Raw genomic sequence first — 17,070 nt, 5'->3', positions numbered from 1 at the left:
GAGTTCCTGGATCCGCTGGTCGAGCCCGTCCTCGCGCCACAGACCGAAGTAGTAGAACACCGCCGACCAGGCTGGCAAGTCGTGGGGCAGATAGCGCCACTGACAGCCCGTCCGGTTCTGATAGAAGATCGCATTCACGACCTCCCGCAGATCGCATGACCCGGGATCCCCCGTCGCCGACCGCGCCACCCGGTCCTGCTTCCAGGCTGTGATCATCGGCTCGATCAACGCCCACTGCTCGTCCGATAAGTCGCTGGGGTACGGCTCTCGCTTCATGCCTCGCATCTCAGCATGGACATGCCCGGCAGGAGGCCTGCGCGACGATCAGTACCACGATCCAGCGATCACGAACCGAGGAAGATCGGACTTAACGTCCACTCAGGCGCGCGCGACCCACGCGGGCGTCGACGGGCCTGTGCAGCTGCTGGAAACGTCCGACAACCGTTGGTACGGGTACTGCGAAGGACAGGAAAGCGGTCAGTTCCTCTCGGACCTCAAAGTGGTCAGCATGCTCCAGATGCGGTATGCCAGGATGCGGTCACAGGCTCTCTCCCTGGAAGACTCCTTGAGCCTGTTGCGGCGGATGCGAGGAGCGGCATGAGCACCACAGAACTGTCCTGGTTCAAGAGCAGCTACAGCGGCAGCTCCGGCGACAGCTGCGTCGAGGTGGCGAACACCCCCGAGACGATCCACGTCCGGGACTCCAAGATCGAGCAGAGCCCTCGGCTCGTCCTCTCCCCCACCTCGTGGACGAGCTTCGTCTCGTACGCCGCCCAGTCCTGACCTCGCAGGTGAGCGCCCCGTTCCGGTTCGAGTCCGACTCCAGAATATTGGGACAATTCACCCCTTTTCACTCGGGGCGCGGAGAGCTACTCTGGTAGTGGCCTACGAGGCGAGCGAGGGAGTTCGACCGGAGTAGCCGACTTTGGCGGATAGGTTTGTACCGCCGGGGCCGACGTCGACGGTCGGGCTGAGAGGTCTGAAGGTCGAGAGACCGGAAGACGACCCCCATCACCTGATCCGGACAATACCGGCGCAGGGAGCCCGTCTCGTAGGTTTTTGTGCGTCCACCCCACACCGCAGGCAAGCGACAGCTTGCCTGCGAAGGGTGGGCGCCCATGCGCGCCGGGCAGTCTGCGGGGCACAGCTACCGCGCAGACCGACGGCGTCCCGTCAGCTGTCGCGCTGAGCGCCGTGTCGAGACCGGCCGCTGGCCGCCGCCTCCGGCGCTCTCGCCGCCGACTGGCAGTGTGCCTGCGACTCCCTCACCTGGCCTGTGGGGGCTCTCGCCCGGTGCGTGCTTCACCTCGCTGCAGCCGCTCGACGATCTCGCGCAGCTCCGCCGAGTACCAGGCGAGCCGGCGCTCGAGCTGGTTCCGGATGGGAGGGCTCGTCTCGTACATGGACTTTACGAGCGACTCCCAGGCTGCCCGGTTCTTGCGGCTCACGTTGCGGGACTGTTCCACCAGTTCCTGGAAGTAGATGCAGTACAGCTCGGCAAGGGACGCAATCCGGGCCGCCTCGGGGTGATCAGGCGGATTCGGTACGTTCCCGAAGAAGAACGGCCGGAGGTGCGGATGTTCGATGAGAACCAGCTTGATCTGGACTCCGATGTCGTACGTCGCACCCCGAGCTGCCGACCGCAATCCTTTTGTGAGATGCCGGAGTTGCACAACCAGTGCGGCGAGCCCGAGAAGAGCCGCGCCGCTGCCGATGGCCGTCCCGAGCGCTCCGACTTGGTCGGTCCAGTTCACCGTTGCCCCCTGGCGTACGCCGGTTCCACATCGACGTCCCGTGCCTTCTGACGCGCCGCCCCGACCACTTTCGGTGCGGTCGGAGGCCGGCAACAGGGGGCGCGATGTAGCTGCGAGCGCACTCAGGGCGGGCACGGGGGCACGAGGCGGCGCACTCGGCCCGAACGGGCCTCGGCGACTGCGGCACAATCAGCGGTTGTGGTGACGCACCCCGATCCAGCTGTTCTCTATCCCGACATCGCGACGCGAGGCAGCCTCGCCGCGGCACTCCAAGCTGTGGCGGAGAGGGCGGTTTCTCCGTCGCCGCAACGTCCCTGGCCTCGAGCCCGTTGTGCTGCGCCGTGGTCGAGAGCCGGCTCCGATTCCGCCGTCACGAGGGTCGCCGGGGATGGACGCGAAGCACGCCCGCCCCAGTGATCCGACCGGCGGCCAGGTCGTCGAGCGCCCGGTCCGCCCGGTCGAAGTCGTACACCGCCAGGGTGGCCCGGGGCCGGTGGCGGGCGGCGGCCGCGAGAAGGTTATGTCCGTCCTGTCGGGTGTTGGCGGTGACGCTGCACACGGTGCGTTCGCGGAAGAGATGCCGCTGGTAGTCCAGCGATGGGACGTCGGAGAGGTGGATTCCGGCGATGCTCAGGGTCCCGCCGCTGCCCAGTGCTTCGAGGGCCGCGGGGACGAGAGCGCCGTTCGGGGCGAAGAGGATCGCCGCGTCCAGCGGATCCGGCGGCGGGGCGTAGGGGTCACTCGCCGATGCGGCGCCCAGTTCGAGCGCGAGGGCCTGGGCGGCGGGTGAGCGGGTGAAGACGTGGACGACGGCGCCCTCAGCGAGGGCGACCTGCGCGGTGAGATGGGCGGACGCGCCGAAGCCGTAGATCCCCAGCCGGCCGCCCTCGGGAAGGTTCGCACGGCGCAGGGCGCGGAAGCCGATGATCCCGGCGCACAGCAACGGGGCGAGTTCTTCGTCGCTGTATCCGGGCGGAAGGTCGTAGGCGTAGGGCGCGGGAACGGTCACGTACTCGGCGTAGCCGCCGTCCGCGTCCCAGCCGGTGTAGACGCTGGAGGGACACAGATTCTCCTGGCCCCGTGTGCAGAACCGGCAGGTTCCGCACGTGCCGCGCAGCCAGGGGACACCGATCCGGGTGCCACGTGCCGGTCCGGCGACGTCGCTGCCGGCGGCGACGAGATCGCCGACGGCCTCGTGTCCCGGGACGACCCGCTCCCTATGCGGGGGCAGGTCCGCGTCCCGTACGTGCAGATCAGTCCGGCACACCCCGCACGCACGCACTCTGACCAGCAGTTCGTCGGCCGCCGGTTCGGGCACGGGCATCTCGACGCACTCGAGCGTGCCCGGCCGGGCGGCGGGGGCGATCCACCCTCGCATCGTCGAGGGAATTCCGGCATCCACACACGCCACCTCCCTCGACTTCCATCAGACAACGGCCCGCGCCGACCGTCCAGGCATCGCCTACTGGGCGGCGAGCTCGGCGTTCGCCCTCGCGGTGACATGGGCGAGCGCGCGGGCGGCGATCTCGCGGTCGGCCGCCGGAAGGTCGCCGTACAGCCGCTCGGTCAGCCCGGCCACGGCGTCCGTGAACCCTCGGTGGACTGCGTCGCCCTTGTCGGTGAGGGACGGTCGGGCGCCGTCGAGCAGCCCGGCATCGGTGAGTTCGTCGAGCAGGGTGTGCACCTCCGGCTCGCCGATCTTGATCGTCGCAGTGATGCGGTCGACGACACCGGCACGGTCGAGCCCGTCGACGACGGCTTTGAGCGCGATGGACTGGTGGAAGGTCAGGCCCGAGGCGGCGAGGAGCCGGTCCCGGACGGCCGCGATCGCGTGGTACGTGATGCCGATCAACTGGCCGTTGAGGAGGGGGGTGGGGGTGGAGGTGGGAGTGGATGTGGCGGCGACGGTCATGGCGTGAATCTCCTTGCGGGTGAGACGTGTTGGAGCTCCGACCATCAACCGGAGAAGTCTCCGGTTGGCATGCCGCAACCCTAAGTGGAGACCTCTCCGATTATCAAGAGGTAACCGGAGAAGCCTCCGCTACGTCCGCTACGCTGCTCCGCATGACCGTCCCCACCGAGCGCGCCGACGCCGCCCGCAATCGCCTCCGCATCCTCGACGCAGCTCGGCGCCTGCTCGCGGCGGACGGCTTCGCCGATCTGTCCCTGGACGCGGTGGCCAAGGAGGCCGGGGTCGGGGTCGGCACGGTCTACCGGCGCTTTCACAACCGGGCGGGGCTCGTCTACGCCCTGATCGAGGACAACGAGACCCGCTTCCAGGAGGCGTTCACGCGGCACTGCGAGGACGGGGCCCCGCCGGCACACGACCGACTCCGAGCCTTTCTGCACGGCATGGCCGAACTCGTCGACGACAACCGGGAGTTGCTGCTCCTGGCAGAGGCGAGCGCGCCGGCAGGGCGCTATCACAGCGCCCCGTTCCGCCGGCACCACGAGCAGATCGCCGGCATGGTCGCGGAACTCTCCCCCGGCGTGGACGCCGCCTACGTCGCGGATCTGCTCCTCATGGCGTACACGCCGGGCCTGTTCGACTTTCAGCGCACCGAACGCGGCTGGGACGTGGACCGCATCAAGCGCGGCCTCGACGCGCTGATCACCGGCCTCGGGGCCGTCGAAGAGTCCGATCAGCAGACGTCGTAACCGGCCGTCGCTACGACCATGAGATCTGGAACCGCTTCTCAGCACTGCGGACGTCGACAAGATCGAACCCACCGGGTTGACGCACGATGTGCTGGATGTCCTCCAGGGCGGTGTCGCGGACGAACCCGACCCATCCCTCCGTGGTCGCCTGCCGAAGCAGCCATTCAACGACCTCCATGACCACCCCGAACTCGTCCTCGTGGACGCAGATCCGGACAGTCAGGGCCCATGGAACAACGCCGTCGCGATCGGGCCGGTCCACGGCAGGCACCAACTGGGAGACGTCCGCCCCGCCGAACGCATGACTCGCCGAACCGCCGGCGAAGACCTGCCATGGATACCCCCAGGTCTCCCAGTCGGCAGACCTCGGCGCCGACGGCATCTCCGCCTGCCCCAGGAGCCACCTGACCTCCTCCAGCGCAGGCTCGGACAGGTCCGGCGACAAGTCCACCGCGAGGAACAAGTCGTAGTAGTCACTCACGCCTTGAGCCTAACTTTCGGGCCCACGAGTCCGGGGGCAGTGATCAAGCGTTGCGGGACACGCGATCCTGGCGAGCCCTCGCCGCGTGCCCAGCCACGCGGCGCAGCCCCGGGCAGTGTGCCGTGCATTGGATGTCACCACCCTCGTTGACCATGTGATGGTGTGCGCCCGCCTCGTACAGCATCGACGAGGCCCGTTCGACCGCCCAGCCCTTCACCGTCGCGGAGCATCGAGACGACCGCCCGGTTACGCGGTGAACCGTCCGGCCGGTGACAAGGGCGGCGTCCGTTCCTCACACGGCCGCCGTCCGCCAGGTGCACTGGGGGGCCGGAAGCTGACGTTGTGCCGTTCGGTGGCCGGCAGGATCGACACCGGAATGGTGACCAATCCGAAAGTGATCGCGGAGTTGGCCAGGGCGTGGGGCGTGTTGCAACCTCCTACGTTGTTGGTGGCGCGCCCCAGCGCGCCGGATTCCCAGCGCTCCGGGCGGCCCTCGGCGTCCGCGATAACCCAGGCCCATCCGGCCGGTCCGGGGTTTCCCTTGGACGCCCCGTCGCAGGCGGCGCGGTCCGCCGAAGGCTTTGACGGCCGACGGCACCCCTGGAGGAGGTGCCGCCGACCGCCGGCCGGTCAGTAGGTGTAGCTCACACCCGACTTGTACGGCGTCAGGGTGCGCTGGCTGACGACGCCACGGTAGGTGTACCAGCCCCACTTCTTGCACATCACCTGGTAGCTCAGGGTGTTGTGGGCGCCGGAGCCCACGCGAACGCGCGGGTAGATGACGTTGTCGCCCCAGTCACCACCGGCCGGCCCGCTCGAATAGGCGTCCACCCCCCAGTACACGCCGACGACGGATCCGCCGCCGGGGCAGTTCCAGCTGCCGAAGTTGACCCAGACATTGCCCCCTGTCCACGCACTGGCGGGAGCGGCGGTGAGACCGACGACCCCCATCGCCATCAACGAACCAACCAGGACCGAGCGGCTCTTCCGGAGCAGCGATCCACGCATGCGACCTCCCCTGTGCGGCCGTGCGCGTGTGCGTCCGGCCGTGCGCAGCAGATTCCCACACGGATCACAGGATTCTCTGAATTTCATCGCAATCAGGTAAAAGTAGAACTCTTAGTTGATACTGGATCATTTATTCGACTATCAACAGTGCGAGCGCGCGAACCGGGTCAAGCGCGAGGCCTACGCCAACGACCAGGGTGCGGCCGCCTCGTTGGTCGCCGTCACGGCCCGTACCAACCGGTCCAAGGCCGACCAGGATCCGGCCCAATGGCTCCCGCCCGCCACCGACCAGTACTGCCGCTCCATCGGCGAATGGATCGGCGCCAAGCTCCGCTGAGGCCTTGCCGTCGACAAGGCCGAACTCGAAACGCTCAAGACCTTCACCGACGGGCCCTGCGAGCGCGATCCGGACCGGGTCCGGGATCGTGCGTGCCGCACAGGACGCTCAGCCCCAGGAAATGACCCAGCCGGCCTGGACGGCCCCATTGCCGCCGGCTCGCAAACCGCAGCGGGGCACCGGCGTGACCAGCCACAACCGCAAGAAAGTTGCGTATCCCACGTTTCGCTCAATGCTTGAACGGCCACTCACCCGCTCCCGTTTTCCTCGGTAACCGGTGACCCATCTGCAGACCGGTGAGTGAGTGAGGTTCGCACATGCCAAGGATTCTTTCGAAAGACACCGGGCATCGCCTTCCGGCCGCCGGTGACTGCTGCCGGGCCCGGTCGGCAGCGCACGGTTCCTTCCAGCGACCCACGCACTGAACGGTCGAGCGCATGGACTACTGCTTTCCCTGCCGCCGTAGCCTCAACGGCACCGTGACGTGCCCCGAGTGCGGAGCGTACGAGTCCGACACGGCACAGCCGAGCGATCGGAGCGGCGGTGCTCCGGCAGCCGACCCGGCGGTGTGGGATGTCCTCTTCAGCGAGGGACCGGGCTCCTTCGAGTCCCCCGACGTTGCCTGTTCCCCCACTTCCTCAGCCGATGTGCCCGTAGCCCGGCGCCGGCTTCCGCCGCGACTGAAGAAGTACGGTGGTCGGACTCTTGCCGCGGCCACCTTCGCCATGCTCGGCGGCCTGGCCGCCGCATCGCTGCTGCCCCAGGACTTCGCCGACCCTCCACGAGCACTACCGAGCCCGGAACAGGCATCTCCCGACGAGCCCGACGTCCACGTCACCGAATCACCGACGGCCTCACGTTCACCGGAACGTCCGGCAACGCGCCCGGCCAGAGGAGGAGGCGTCAGGGACCGGAGCACAGCCGGCACTCGGCGTCCTCGCGCGACGGCCACGCCCCGGGAATCACCGGCTCCCCAGGCTCCCGCTGCTACCAGCCCGCCGCCACCCGTGGAGGCCAGGCCGACACCCCGTCCTTCCAACGGCCGCCCCAGCCAGCCGGCGTCCTCCCCCACGGTGCCCCCTCCTGCCAGTCCGTCCGCCAGTCCGTCCGCCAGTGTCAGCGCCTCGCCGCCGAGCGGTCCCACGCCGAGCAGAACGGGTGTGCCGGTGCCCGGCGGCCGGCCGCGAGGGTGACACCGTGATCACCTCTGGCCCAGAATGCCTGCCGGGTGACGGCCGCCACGCCGTGACACAGCGCCCGAAGTCTGCTGGGCCCGACCGGGTTCAATAGGCTCGCAAGGCATGGCGAGCGAGCCGAAGGGGCGCGCGGGTGTCGAAAGGGAGAACGCGCGGAGATCTCGAGGGAACGAGGGATCGAGCACGAGCGACCGTCGACACCCGCAGGGGTGCCCCGGAGGCGAACCCAGCCCAAACAACCCGGGCTGAGCCACGCCGGTCCGGGGCACGCACCGGTACCGGTGGGAGAGCATCGGTAGCCGAGAGAGGTGGTGTCCAGCTGTGGACCAGCGGATGACGGCGCTCAGCGAGAGCCCGGATGATCCATTCGCTCTGCACCTGGCCGCCTCGGCGGTGCTCGACGACCGGGGAACCGTGGTCGGATGGAGCCGGCGGGCCGAGGAGCTGCTCGGCCACCCGGGGACGGGTGTGATCGGCCATCCGGCGCGCGAAGTCCTGATCGATCCCAGCGACATGCCGGCTGCCAGGGAGGCCGCGGCGATGTGCAGGAGAGCCGGAGGCTGGTTCGGCGTGGTGCCGGTGCGGCATCGCAGCGGGCGGCTCGTGGAGATGGGGTTCAGGGTACGTGCGCTCCTGCGCGACGGCGGTGTCCGCGAATGGTTCCTCGTCGGAGCGCCCGCGGCGGAGATCCTCGAGTGGCAGAGGGACCGCGCGGTTCTCGACGGGCTGTTCCGCCGGTGCCCGATCGGGCTCGTCGTCCACAGTCCCGAGATGACGATCCTCCGGGTCAACCGGGCGGTCGAACGGTTCACCGGGGTTCCGGCCGCCTCGTTCCGGGGCATGCCCACCGGTACGATGCTGGTTGCGGAGGACGCGCGGAATTCCGTGGACCGGGTGCGCCGGGTGATCCAGACCGGAAGATCACTGGTCTCCACCGAGCAGTACACCCGCCTGGAGCGCAATCCGACACGAGAGCGGGCCGCGTCCGTATCGGCCTTCCGGCTGGAGGATCCGTCCGGCCGGGTCCTGGGAGTGGCCGAGACCATCGAGGACGTCACCGAACGCCATCGAGCCCGACGTCGACTGGCGCTCCTCGCCCAGGCCGGCGCCCGCATCGGAACCACGCTCGATGTGAGCGAGACGGCCCGGGAGCTCGCTGATGTGATGGTGCCTCAACTGGCCGACCACGTAACTGTGGACCTGTCGCAGCCGGTGAGGCGTGGTGAGGAGTCGGCCCAGGGCTCGACGGAGTCCGTCGTACGGGTGGCGTCTCGGAGCGTCCCGGCCCTGCAGCCCGAACTCCCGCAGCCGGATGGGGAACCCGTCGAGTTCGCACCGGACACCCCACAAGCCGGCTGTCTGGCCGACGGACGGGCAGTTCTGGAGGCCGTTCTTGCGCCCGACCGATTCGCCATGGAACCGCGCCGGGGTGGGCTCGTTCCCGACCCGACTGTCCATTCCCTGATCGTTGTTCCCCTGATCGCACGGGGCCTGGTGCTGGGCGCGATGAGCCTGTGGCGCTCGGGGCGCCCCGACCCGTTCGAAGCGGACGACCTTACGCTGGCCCAGGAACTCGCCTCGCGTGCCGCCGTCTGCATCGACAACGCCCGGCGCTACACCCAGCAGCAAGAGACCGCGCTCACTCTGCAACGCAGCCTGCTGCCGAGGGCGGTTCCCCGCCGGCTTGCCGTAGAGGTGGCCCCTCGCTACGTCCCCGCCGGGGCGGCCTCGGGGCTGGGCGGCGACTGGTTCGACGTCATTCCCCTGTCAGGGGCCAGGGTTGCCCTCGTCGTGGGCGACGTGGTCGGCCACGGCCTCCACGCCGCGGCCACCATGGGCCGGCTTCGTACTGCCGTACACACCCTTGCCAGCCTGGACCTGGAACCGGACGAGGTTCTCTCCCGCCTGGACGACCTGGTCAACCTGTTGGCCGCCGAACAAGAAGCAGTCGGAGAACAGCCCGTGGGCGAGCAGGTCATCGGCGCCACCTGCCTCTACGCCCTCTACGACCCGGTCTCCCGGCTGTGCTCCGTGGCGCGCGCCGGCCACCCGCCACCAGCGGTGACGACCCCGGACGGACAGGTGAGCCTGCTCGAGCTGCCCGCCGGCCCACCCCTCGGCCTGGGCGGCTTGCCGTTCGAGGCCCGGGACGTCGAACTGGCCGAGGGAAGCCTGCTCACCCTCTACACCAACGGACTCATGGGTGAGCACCACAGCGACCTCGACGCGGGCCTGGCACAGCTGTGCGCGGCGCTCACGCGCCCCGCCGACCCTCTGGAGCGGACCTGTCAGGCGGTGATCGACTCCCTGGTACCAGCTCACCCCGCCGACGACATCGCCCTGCTCATCGCCCGTACCCGCGTGCTCCCCGCGCAGAACGTCGCCTCCTGGCGGCTGCCGCTGGACCCGGGTTCCGCCGCGCAGGCCAGAACCCTGACGACAGCCCAGCTGACCGAATGGGGCCTGGAGCACCTGGTCTTCACCACAGAGCTGGTAGCCAGCGAGTTGGTCACCAACGCCTACCGGTACGCCACCGGCCCGGTGACCCTGCGACTCATCCGTGAACGATCGCTGATGTGCGAGGTCACCGACAGCAGCCACACCTCCCCCCATCTGCGCCGGGCGCGCACCACTGACGAGGGCGGGCGTGGCCTGTTCCTGGTGGCCCAGCTGACCGAGCGCTGGGGCACGCGCTACACCCGCGAGGGAAAGACCGTCTGGACCGAGCAGCCACTGCTGGAGCCGTGAGCCGACGAGCGCCGAGCAGCGGCCACCGCCAGGCCGGAACAGGCCCCGCGCCAGGGACCCCTGTCCGGCCGCACACGGCGCAACGTCACCAAGGGGGAGCACGAAGCGTTCCGGGCCCGGGCCGCAGGGCCACCTGCCCTCCCTCTACGAGTGGAGTACGAGGCGACCATCCGCATAGGGGAGGGCCTTGGCGCGCGGAAGATGCACCAGGAACTCCTCGAGCGCCGGAATTCCGTCCTCACGTGGCACCTTCGCCCGGATGAGCTGGCCGGCCACCTCCATCTCGAGCACCCGCTGCGGCCCGTGGTCCCGGACGTCCCGAAGCCTGGCGGGGAACGTATTGGGCCCGGGTTCCGTGACGACTTCGACGTACTCGGGCCGGATTCCCACCTGACCCTCGGTGGTGCCTTCCGGAATGTCCCACGCCATGGTCAGGGCACGGCCCCCAAGGGTGACGTTCCCGTGTGCCCGGTCCAGGTTCAGGAAGTTCATCGCCGGTGAGCCGATGAAGTAGCCGACGTACGTCGACGAGGGGGCCTCGAAGAGCTGCTCCGGGGTGCCCTGCTGCATGGCTCGGCCGTCCTTCATGACCAGCACTTCCTGCGCGATGCTCATGGCTTCGTACTGGTCGTGGGTAACGTAGATCACTGTGGGCCGGAACTCCTCGGTGATCTCACGGATCTTGCGCCGCAGCGAGTGCTTCAGCTGGGGGTCGATGACCGTCAGCGGCTCGTCCATCAGCACGGCCGCCACGTCGTCGCGGACCAGACCACGACCGAGCGAGATGAGCTGTTTGTCGTCGGCGGTGAGCCGCCGGGCGGGCTGTTTGAGCCGGTCGTCCAGGTCCAGTGCCTCGGCGACCTGATGGACCTTGGCATCGATCCTCGCCTTGTCCCAACGGCGGCACTGCAGGGGGAAGGCGAGGTTCTCGTACACCGTCATCGACTGGTAGATGACGGGGAACTGGAACACCTGGGCGATGTTGCGCGCCTTCGTGGGCAGAGCGGTGACGTCCACGCCGTCGAAGAGCACTTGGCCCTGTGACGGCCTGACCAGCCCGGACAGGATGTTCAGCAGTGTGGTCTTGCCGCAGCCCGACGGGCCGACCAGTGCGTAGGTCTTGCCGGCCTCGAAGGTCAGCCCGAGGGGCTTGAGAGCCCACCGCTCCTCATCGGCCCCCGGCGTGTAGCTGTGCCCGACGTCGACGATGTCCAGCTGCGTCATATCAACGCCCTTCCACTGAAGCGAGATCGTATGAAGGCGTACGCACGAGCGTTCCCTCCTCGTCGAAGGCGAACAAACGCTCAGGACGCAGTCGCAGTTTCACCAGGTCACCGAGAGCGACGTCATGAATGCCCTCGATCTGTATGACGAACGGGGTCTCGCCGACGGCCGCGTGGACGAACGTCTCCGACCCGGAGATCTCGACGAAGGTGACCTCGCCCTCGACACCGGCGGACGCCAGGCTGATGTCCGTCGCGCACAGGCCGAACTGGTAGACCCCGTCGGGCAGGTCGGCGAGATGCGCGGACACGTGGGTCGCCTGGAAGCCGGCCACCGTGACCTGCCCGTTCTCGATGCGTCCCGTGAAGATGTTCATGGGCGGGTCATTGATGATGGACGCCACCGTGGTCGTCGCCGGGCGCTCGAAGACCTCCTGCGGAGGACCGATCTGGAGGATCTGCCCCTCGTGCATGACCAGCACCACGTCACCGAGCATCATCGCCTCGGCGGGTTCGGTGGTTGTGTAGATGACCACCGTGTCGCCCTGGTCCGAGAAGAGGGTTCTGAACTCGTCGCGCAACTGTTCACGCAACTTGTAGTCCAGGTTCGCCAGCGGCTCGTCGAGCAGGAGGATGCCCGTGCCGCGGGCAAGGGCGCGAGCCAGCGCAACCCGCTGCTGCTGGCCACCGGAGAGCTGGGACGGCTTGCGCCGCTCGAAGTCGGCCAGGCCGACGCGTGCCAGGCTGTTGGTGACACGTCGCTGGATCTCGTCTCGCGACAGTCCCGCCCGCTTGAGCGGGAAGGCGACGTTGTCGAAGACGTTGAGATGCGGGTAGTTGATGAACTGCTGGTAGACCATGGCGGTGTCACGTCGCCAGACCGGCGTCTTCAGGAAGTCGGCTCCTTCCCTGGTCAGTGCGCCGGAATCCACCCCCTGCAGGCCGGCCAGCACCCGCAGCAGGGTCGTCTTTCCCGCCATCGTCCGGCCGATGACGGTGTGGAGACGTCCCGGCAGAAAGGTCGCGGTCACCGCCTTGAGATGGTCGACGCCGTCGACGGTCAGGCACAGATCAGTAGCATGCAGGTTCATCGGACCGCTCCCGAGAGGTTTCCCTTGGACAGATAGCGCTCGACCCAGAGCGCGAGGAGGATCAGCGGCGCCACACCGAAGAGGGCGGCGGCGGACAGGGTCCACCAGGGCGGGATGGACGAGTTGAGGGCGACGACAGCCTGGGGCAGGGTCTGCACCTCGGTGAAGGTCAGCCTGAAGGCGAAGAAGAAGTCGTTCCAGCCGAACACCGCACAGAACATCGCGGCCACCGTCAGCCCGGGGAGGGAGTTCGGCAGGATCGCACGCACGAAGGTCTGGAACGGGCCGCAGCCGTCGAGCATGGCCATCTCGTCGATCTCACGCGGAATGCCGTTGAAGAAGTCGACCATCACCCAGACCGCGATCGGCAGCAGCAGGGCAACCGTGACGATGACCAGGCCCAGGATGGTGTCCAGCAGGCCCGTCCACTGCAGCAGGTAGAAGAACGGGATCACCAGGACGACGGGCGGCATGATCCGCTGTGACACGAAGAAGAAGACGATGTCGCTGTTCTTGATGAAGCCGAACTTGAAGCGGTATCGGGACAACGCGTAGGCGGCCAGGGACCCGAGGACAAGGCTGATCGCCGAGGCGGCGACGGTGACGACGGCGCTGTTGAAGAAGGGCTGGATCACATCGACACCCCCGGCTCCGCCGAAGATGTTGCGCCACCCGACGACGGTGGGTTCGTACTGCAGCCAGGGGAGGTAAGTGGCGCCGCCCTGGACACCGTTGACGTCCTTGAAACTGGTCGTCATGGCCCAGAAGAACGGTCCCGCGACGAAGCAGGCCCAGAGTGCGATCACAATGTACTTGAATACGGGATAAAGGCGCGACCTCATGAGTCCCCCTTCAGCTTGAAGGCCCTGGCGAGCAAGGCGGCGACGACCGTGAGCGTGACGATCATCAGGACCAGATAGGTCAGGGACATCGCCCCGCTGTACCCGGTCTGCTGATCCCTGAGCCCCTGGATGTAGAGGTAGTAGCCCGGCGTCTCCGTGGAGGAGCCCGGCCCCCCGGAGGTCAGCACATAGACGCTGTCGGAGAGCTTGGACGCCTCGATCAGCCGGATGATGATTGCCGCGACCGACACCGGCGCCATGAGTGGGAAGGTCACCTTCCGGAAGGTGCGCCAAGCGTCCGCCCCGTCGATGGCTGCGGCCATGAACGGTTCCTTGGGGAGGCTCAACAGGCCGGCCAGCAGCAGCAGGAACATGAACGGGGTCCACTGCCAGACCTCGACGGTCATCAGCGCGATCAGCGCCGGAACGGACTCGGTGAGCCAGGGAACCTTGGTCAGGCCGAGCATCCCGAGCAGATCGTTCACCGGGCCCAGCGACTCGTGGAAGATCATCTGCCAGATGGCGGCCATCACCACGGGAGTGGTCATCATGGGGACGAGGAACAGCACCCGCCACAGACGACGGCCGCGTGCCTCACGCCAGACGAGCAGGGCCATCCCGAACCCGATCAGGTACTGGATCAGCACTGTGCCGCCGGCCAGCAGGACCAGGCGCATGATCGACGCCCAGAACCGGCTGTCGTGCAGCATCGTCGTGTAGTTGGCCCCTCCAATGAAGTCCAGCTGAGGGTTGCTCACGTTCCAGCCGGAGAAGCTGACACGAACGGTGAACAGAAGCGGAAAGATGATGATGAGTGCGAGCGTGAGCAGTCCTGGGAGGAGGAACATGCTCTTGTGCCGGCGCAGAGCTTCCATGGTTGTCCTTGCGGAAGTGGGCAGGACCCCCGGTGGCCGACCGACTCGGCCGGCCACGGGGGCGTGCTGCGATCAGGTCAGTTGTCCTCGAGTGCGACCACGTGTCGATAGGCGCTTCGGACCTTGTCCTTGCCGACCTGTTCGGTGATCCTGTCCCACTCCGCGGCCACGTCGTCCAGCGCGCGCTGCGGAGCCTTCTGCCCGGCGAGGGCTGCGGCGACGCCGTTGGCCAGTGCCGACATGTACCCGTTGACCCCCGGTACGCGCAGGTCGAAGACGCGGTTGGTACTCGACTCCATGCCGGAGAGTGTCCGGACGTACGACTCGGCGACGTCCTTGTCCCAGCCCTGCTGCTCCCAGAATTTCGCGTCGAAGTGCGCGTTGCGGTAGGGGTTGACGCCGAAACGGCCGATGGTCAGGTCGAGAGCGGTGTTGGCCTCGTTGCTGAAGAAGCACAGATAGTCGAAGGCCATGTTCTGGTTCCGCGCGGCCTTGGCCACCGCCGAGGTCCAGCCCCAGGTGAAGTAGGGAGCCTGGTTGGGCTTCTTGTCCCACGACTTCGTGGTGCGGTTGTAGACCTCGTCGGATCCCGGCAACTGGGCCGCCCGGATCTTGTTGCGGATCGTCCCGTCCGGCTGCTGGGCCTGGATGAAGGCGTCGTCCCACGAATAGGACATCAGGCTCTGGCCACCGCCGAACGAGAGGATTTCGTCCCCCAGACCGAAGTTCTTGCCGCCCGGTGCCCAGGTCGACTCGGCCTTCACCATGTCCTCGAGGGCGCGTACGAAACCGGGCGTGTTGATCAGCGACTTCATGGTCTCGAGGTCGAAGAAGAGGCCACCCTTGACGTCCGGGTGCTTGACGTACGGTGCCGAACGGCTGATGAACGCCGAGAATGTCAGGTCGTCGCGCTTCGTCACCTCGGCACTGCCGAAGTTCGGCTTGCCGTCACCGTCGACGTCCTTGCCGCTGAAGAAGGCGGCGATCTCCTGGTATTCGGCCCATGTCGTCGGAGTCCGGAGGTCCTTGCCCGTGGCCGCCTTGTACGCCGCCTGCCGCTTCGGGTCCTCGAGAACGTCTGTCCGCACCTTGAGGTAGTGCCTGTCACCGTCAACGGGGTACTGCACGACCTTCCCGTCCCAGGTCGACACGTCCATGTAGGCCTTGGTGACGTCCTTCATGCCGGGAGTGTCCAGATACTTCTTCGGCACCGGGGCCAGATAGGGGGCCATGTCGCCGATCCACAAGGAGGGATAGAACATGACGTCGTACGCCGGCTGGCCTGCTTGCAAGGGTGTGAGGATCTTCTGGTGCAGCTCTCCGAAGGGGACGTTGATCACCTCCACCTTCGCCCCGGTGATCTCCTCGAACTGCTCGGCATGCAGCTGGGTCGGCTCGCCGATGACGGGAATGGCGTGGCTGATGATCTTCAGCGTCTGCCCGGAGTAGTCCTTGCGACTGATCGACTCGTAGCTGCACGGACCCGGGACGTCCCTGACCTTCGTCTTGGGATAGCTCTTGCTGTACTTGCTGTAGCTGATCTCCGAACCCGGCTTGAACAGCGCCGGCTTGTCCGGCTTGTTCTCGACAGGTCCCTGACCGGTGCAGGCGGTGGCGCTGAGAGCCACGACGATCGCCGCGGCGACCACGCTCTTGTACGAACTGCTGCGCATGGGAGTGCTCCTTCGACTGTCAGGGGATCAAGATCGCTCTGCCGCGTACGGCACCGGCGGACAAGTCGTCGAGGGCTTCCTGGAAGGACGCCAGGGGGTAGCGCTGGGTGTGCAGACCGACCTTGCCCCGGGCTGCCAGCACCATCAGCTCGGAAAGGTCGTTGTAGGACCCAACGAGGTTTCCGATGAAGTTGATCTCTGTGGAGATGACATCGATCGTCGGAACGTCGAGCCGACCGCCGTAACCGATCACGTAGTAGTTGCCGTTACGGCGGAGGCAGGCCACCCCCGCCTCCACGGCACCGCCCTCACCGACGAAGTCCAGGACCGCTTCCGCCCCGTGCCCTCCGGTGAGTTCCCGTACTCGCTCGGTCTCACTGCCGTCGGCGACCAGCGTGTGATCGGCCCCCAGCTCCTTGGCGAGTGCGAGGGCATCCGCGCTCCGGTCGATCACGATGATCTCGACCGGAGACAGAGCCCGGAGCACCTGGATACCGATGTGCCCGAGGCCTCCGGCGCCGATCACCACAGCGCGGTCACCCGGTCGCATGATCCGGGCCGCCTTGGCAACGGCGTGGTACGCCGTGAGTCCGGCATCGGCCAGAGCCGCCACCGAGGCCGGCTCGAGGGACGAGTCGAGTGCCACGACCGAGCGGGCGGTGGTCTTCAGGTACTCGGCGTAGCCCCCGTCGGCGTCGATCCCCGGGAAGCCCGAGCTCATGCAATGAACGTCGTCACCGGCCCGGCAGGCCCGGCACAGGCCGCAGGTCACGAGAGGGTGCAGGATGACCGGGTCGCCAACCTTGACGTTGGTGACGGCCTGCCCCACCTCCTGCACCCAGCCGGCGTTCTCATGGCCGATGGTGTACGGCAGGACGACCCCGCTCTTGGCGGCCCACTGTCCTTCGAGAATGTGAAGATCGGTGCGGCACACCCCCGCACCTCCTACCTTCACGATCACGTCCAGCGGACCGGTGAGCTGCGGATCCGGCACATCCACGAGCACTGGCGGCTCGTCGTACTCGATGACCTGCACGGCTTTCATGGCGCTCCCTGCGAATCGGCGGGTGGACGGTGCGCCGATTACACAGGCCGCTGCTCGTAGGCCGATGTCTCAGAAACGGTCCGCGGATGTCTCAATGTGATACACGACATAGGCGCGGCGTCATCGAGCTGTTCCAATC

General features: G+C 67.5%; 15 protein-coding genes, 3 pseudogenes and 1 riboswitch. Of the genes and pseudogenes, 5 read left to right on the top strand and 13 right to left on the bottom strand.

Annotated features, from left to right (window positions below):
- Window positions 1-276: transposase (locus ACIQ7Q_RS27860; RefSeq protein WP_403867727.1), on the bottom strand; the 276-nt coding region annotated here is incomplete at its 3' end.
- A 109-nt stretch (window positions 277-385) separates the two neighbouring features.
- Between ACIQ7Q_RS27860 and ACIQ7Q_RS27855 the strand changes: the two are divergent.
- Together ACIQ7Q_RS27855 and ACIQ7Q_RS27850 are read left to right on the top strand one after the other, a co-directional pair.
- A pseudogene (locus ACIQ7Q_RS27855) lies at window positions 386-601 on the top strand (Scr1 family TA system antitoxin-like transcriptional regulator); the annotation flags it as partial.
- Window positions 598-783: a DUF397 domain-containing protein gene (locus ACIQ7Q_RS27850; protein WP_403867724.1), complete on the top strand. Its 186-nt coding sequence runs from the start codon at window positions 598-600 to the stop codon at window positions 781-783. The pseudogene ACIQ7Q_RS27855 and the gene ACIQ7Q_RS27850, both read left to right, overlap by 4 nt.
- Window positions 784-888: 105 nt before the next feature.
- Window positions 889-1,059, top strand: a riboswitch (TPP riboswitch).
- Between the two features lie 206 nt (window positions 1,060-1,265).
- Here ACIQ7Q_RS27850 and ACIQ7Q_RS27845 read toward each other — a convergent pair.
- The 3 genes from ACIQ7Q_RS27845 to ACIQ7Q_RS27835 form a co-directional block, all read right to left on the bottom strand.
- Window positions 1,266-1,754 carry a hypothetical protein gene (locus tag ACIQ7Q_RS27845; protein WP_403867721.1) on the bottom strand — a complete coding sequence of 163 codons (489 nt, stop codon included), beginning with the start codon at window positions 1,752-1,754 and terminating at the stop codon, window positions 1,266-1,268.
- A gap of 370 nt (window positions 1,755-2,124) precedes the next feature.
- Window positions 2,125-3,132: a zinc-binding alcohol dehydrogenase family protein gene (locus tag ACIQ7Q_RS27840; RefSeq protein ID WP_403867759.1), complete on the bottom strand. Its 1,008-nt coding sequence runs from the start codon at window positions 3,130-3,132 to the stop codon at window positions 2,125-2,127.
- Between the two features lie 84 nt (window positions 3,133-3,216).
- Window positions 3,217-3,666 carry a hypothetical protein gene (locus ACIQ7Q_RS27835; RefSeq protein ID WP_403867718.1) on the bottom strand — a complete coding sequence of 150 codons (450 nt, stop codon included), beginning with the start codon at window positions 3,664-3,666 and terminating at the stop codon, window positions 3,217-3,219.
- Window positions 3,667-3,818: 152 nt separating this feature from the next.
- On the opposite strand from ACIQ7Q_RS27835, the gene ACIQ7Q_RS27830 reads away from it, so the two are divergent.
- Complete coding sequence (locus tag ACIQ7Q_RS27830) at window positions 3,819-4,412, top strand: TetR/AcrR family transcriptional regulator (protein ID WP_403867715.1); 594 nt, start codon at window positions 3,819-3,821, stop codon at window positions 4,410-4,412.
- Window positions 4,413-4,422: 10 nt separating this feature from the next.
- Here the strand turns inward: ACIQ7Q_RS27830 and ACIQ7Q_RS27825 are convergent, their stop codons facing one another.
- The 3 genes and pseudogenes from ACIQ7Q_RS27825 to ACIQ7Q_RS27815 all read right to left on the bottom strand — a co-directional run bounded on the left by ACIQ7Q_RS27825 (window position 4,423) and on the right by ACIQ7Q_RS27815 (window position 5,901).
- Window positions 4,423-4,893 carry a hypothetical protein gene (locus tag ACIQ7Q_RS27825; RefSeq protein ID WP_403867712.1) on the bottom strand — a complete coding sequence of 157 codons (471 nt, stop codon included), beginning with the start codon at window positions 4,891-4,893 and terminating at the stop codon, window positions 4,423-4,425.
- Between the two features lie 438 nt (window positions 4,894-5,331).
- Window positions 5,332-5,457, bottom strand: a pseudogene (locus ACIQ7Q_RS27820) (ribonuclease HI); the annotation flags it as partial.
- A 66-nt stretch (window positions 5,458-5,523) separates the two neighbouring features.
- Window positions 5,524-5,901, bottom strand: a complete 378-nt coding sequence (locus tag ACIQ7Q_RS27815) for a hypothetical protein (protein WP_403867709.1) — start codon at window positions 5,899-5,901, stop codon at window positions 5,524-5,526.
- Between the two features lie 169 nt (window positions 5,902-6,070).
- Here ACIQ7Q_RS27815 and ACIQ7Q_RS27810 point away from each other — a divergent pair.
- Window positions 6,071-6,235, top strand: a pseudogene (locus ACIQ7Q_RS27810) (HNH endonuclease); the annotation flags it as partial.
- 1,532 nt (window positions 6,236-7,767) lie between these two features.
- Window positions 7,768-10,182 carry a SpoIIE family protein phosphatase gene (locus tag ACIQ7Q_RS27805; RefSeq protein ID WP_403867706.1) on the top strand — a complete coding sequence of 805 codons (2,415 nt, stop codon included), beginning with the start codon at window positions 7,768-7,770 and terminating at the stop codon, window positions 10,180-10,182.
- Window positions 10,183-10,326: 144 nt separating this feature from the next.
- On the opposite strand, the gene ACIQ7Q_RS27800 is transcribed toward ACIQ7Q_RS27805, so the two are convergent.
- From ACIQ7Q_RS27800 to ACIQ7Q_RS27775, 6 genes are all read right to left on the bottom strand, one after another.
- Entirely contained in the window at window positions 10,327-11,406 is a 1,080-nt protein-coding gene (locus tag ACIQ7Q_RS27800) for an ABC transporter ATP-binding protein (RefSeq protein WP_403867703.1), read from the bottom strand.
- A 1-nt stretch (window position 11,407) separates the two neighbouring features.
- Entirely contained in the window at window positions 11,408-12,496 is a 1,089-nt protein-coding gene (locus tag ACIQ7Q_RS27795; RefSeq protein WP_403867701.1) for an ABC transporter ATP-binding protein, read from the bottom strand.
- On the bottom strand, window positions 12,493-13,302 hold the full coding sequence (locus ACIQ7Q_RS27790) for a carbohydrate ABC transporter permease (protein WP_403867698.1): 810 nt from the start codon (window positions 13,300-13,302) through the stop codon (window positions 12,493-12,495). Before ACIQ7Q_RS27790 ends, ACIQ7Q_RS27795 begins: the two co-directional genes overlap by 4 nt.
- Window positions 13,303-13,334: 32 nt before the next feature.
- Window positions 13,335-14,213 carry a carbohydrate ABC transporter permease gene (locus ACIQ7Q_RS27785; RefSeq protein WP_403867696.1) on the bottom strand — a complete coding sequence of 293 codons (879 nt, stop codon included), beginning with the start codon at window positions 14,211-14,213 and terminating at the stop codon, window positions 13,335-13,337.
- 77 nt (window positions 14,214-14,290) lie between these two features.
- Window positions 14,291-15,886, bottom strand: a complete 1,596-nt coding sequence (locus ACIQ7Q_RS27780) for an ABC transporter substrate-binding protein (protein ID WP_403867694.1) — start codon at window positions 15,884-15,886, stop codon at window positions 14,291-14,293.
- A 19-nt stretch (window positions 15,887-15,905) separates the two neighbouring features.
- Window positions 15,906-16,931 carry an NAD(P)-dependent alcohol dehydrogenase gene (locus ACIQ7Q_RS27775; protein ID WP_403867691.1) on the bottom strand — a complete coding sequence of 342 codons (1,026 nt, stop codon included), beginning with the start codon at window positions 16,929-16,931 and terminating at the stop codon, window positions 15,906-15,908.
- Window positions 16,932-17,070 lie beyond the last annotated feature (139 nt).

Origin of the sequence: Streptomyces sp. NPDC096176 (genome assembly GCF_044763255.1) — a bacterium.
Classification (GTDB): Bacteria; Actinomycetota; Actinomycetes; order Streptomycetales; family Streptomycetaceae; genus Streptomyces.
The sequence above is the reverse complement of the archived record's forward strand: the minus strand, read 5'-3'. Positions and strand labels throughout refer to the sequence as shown.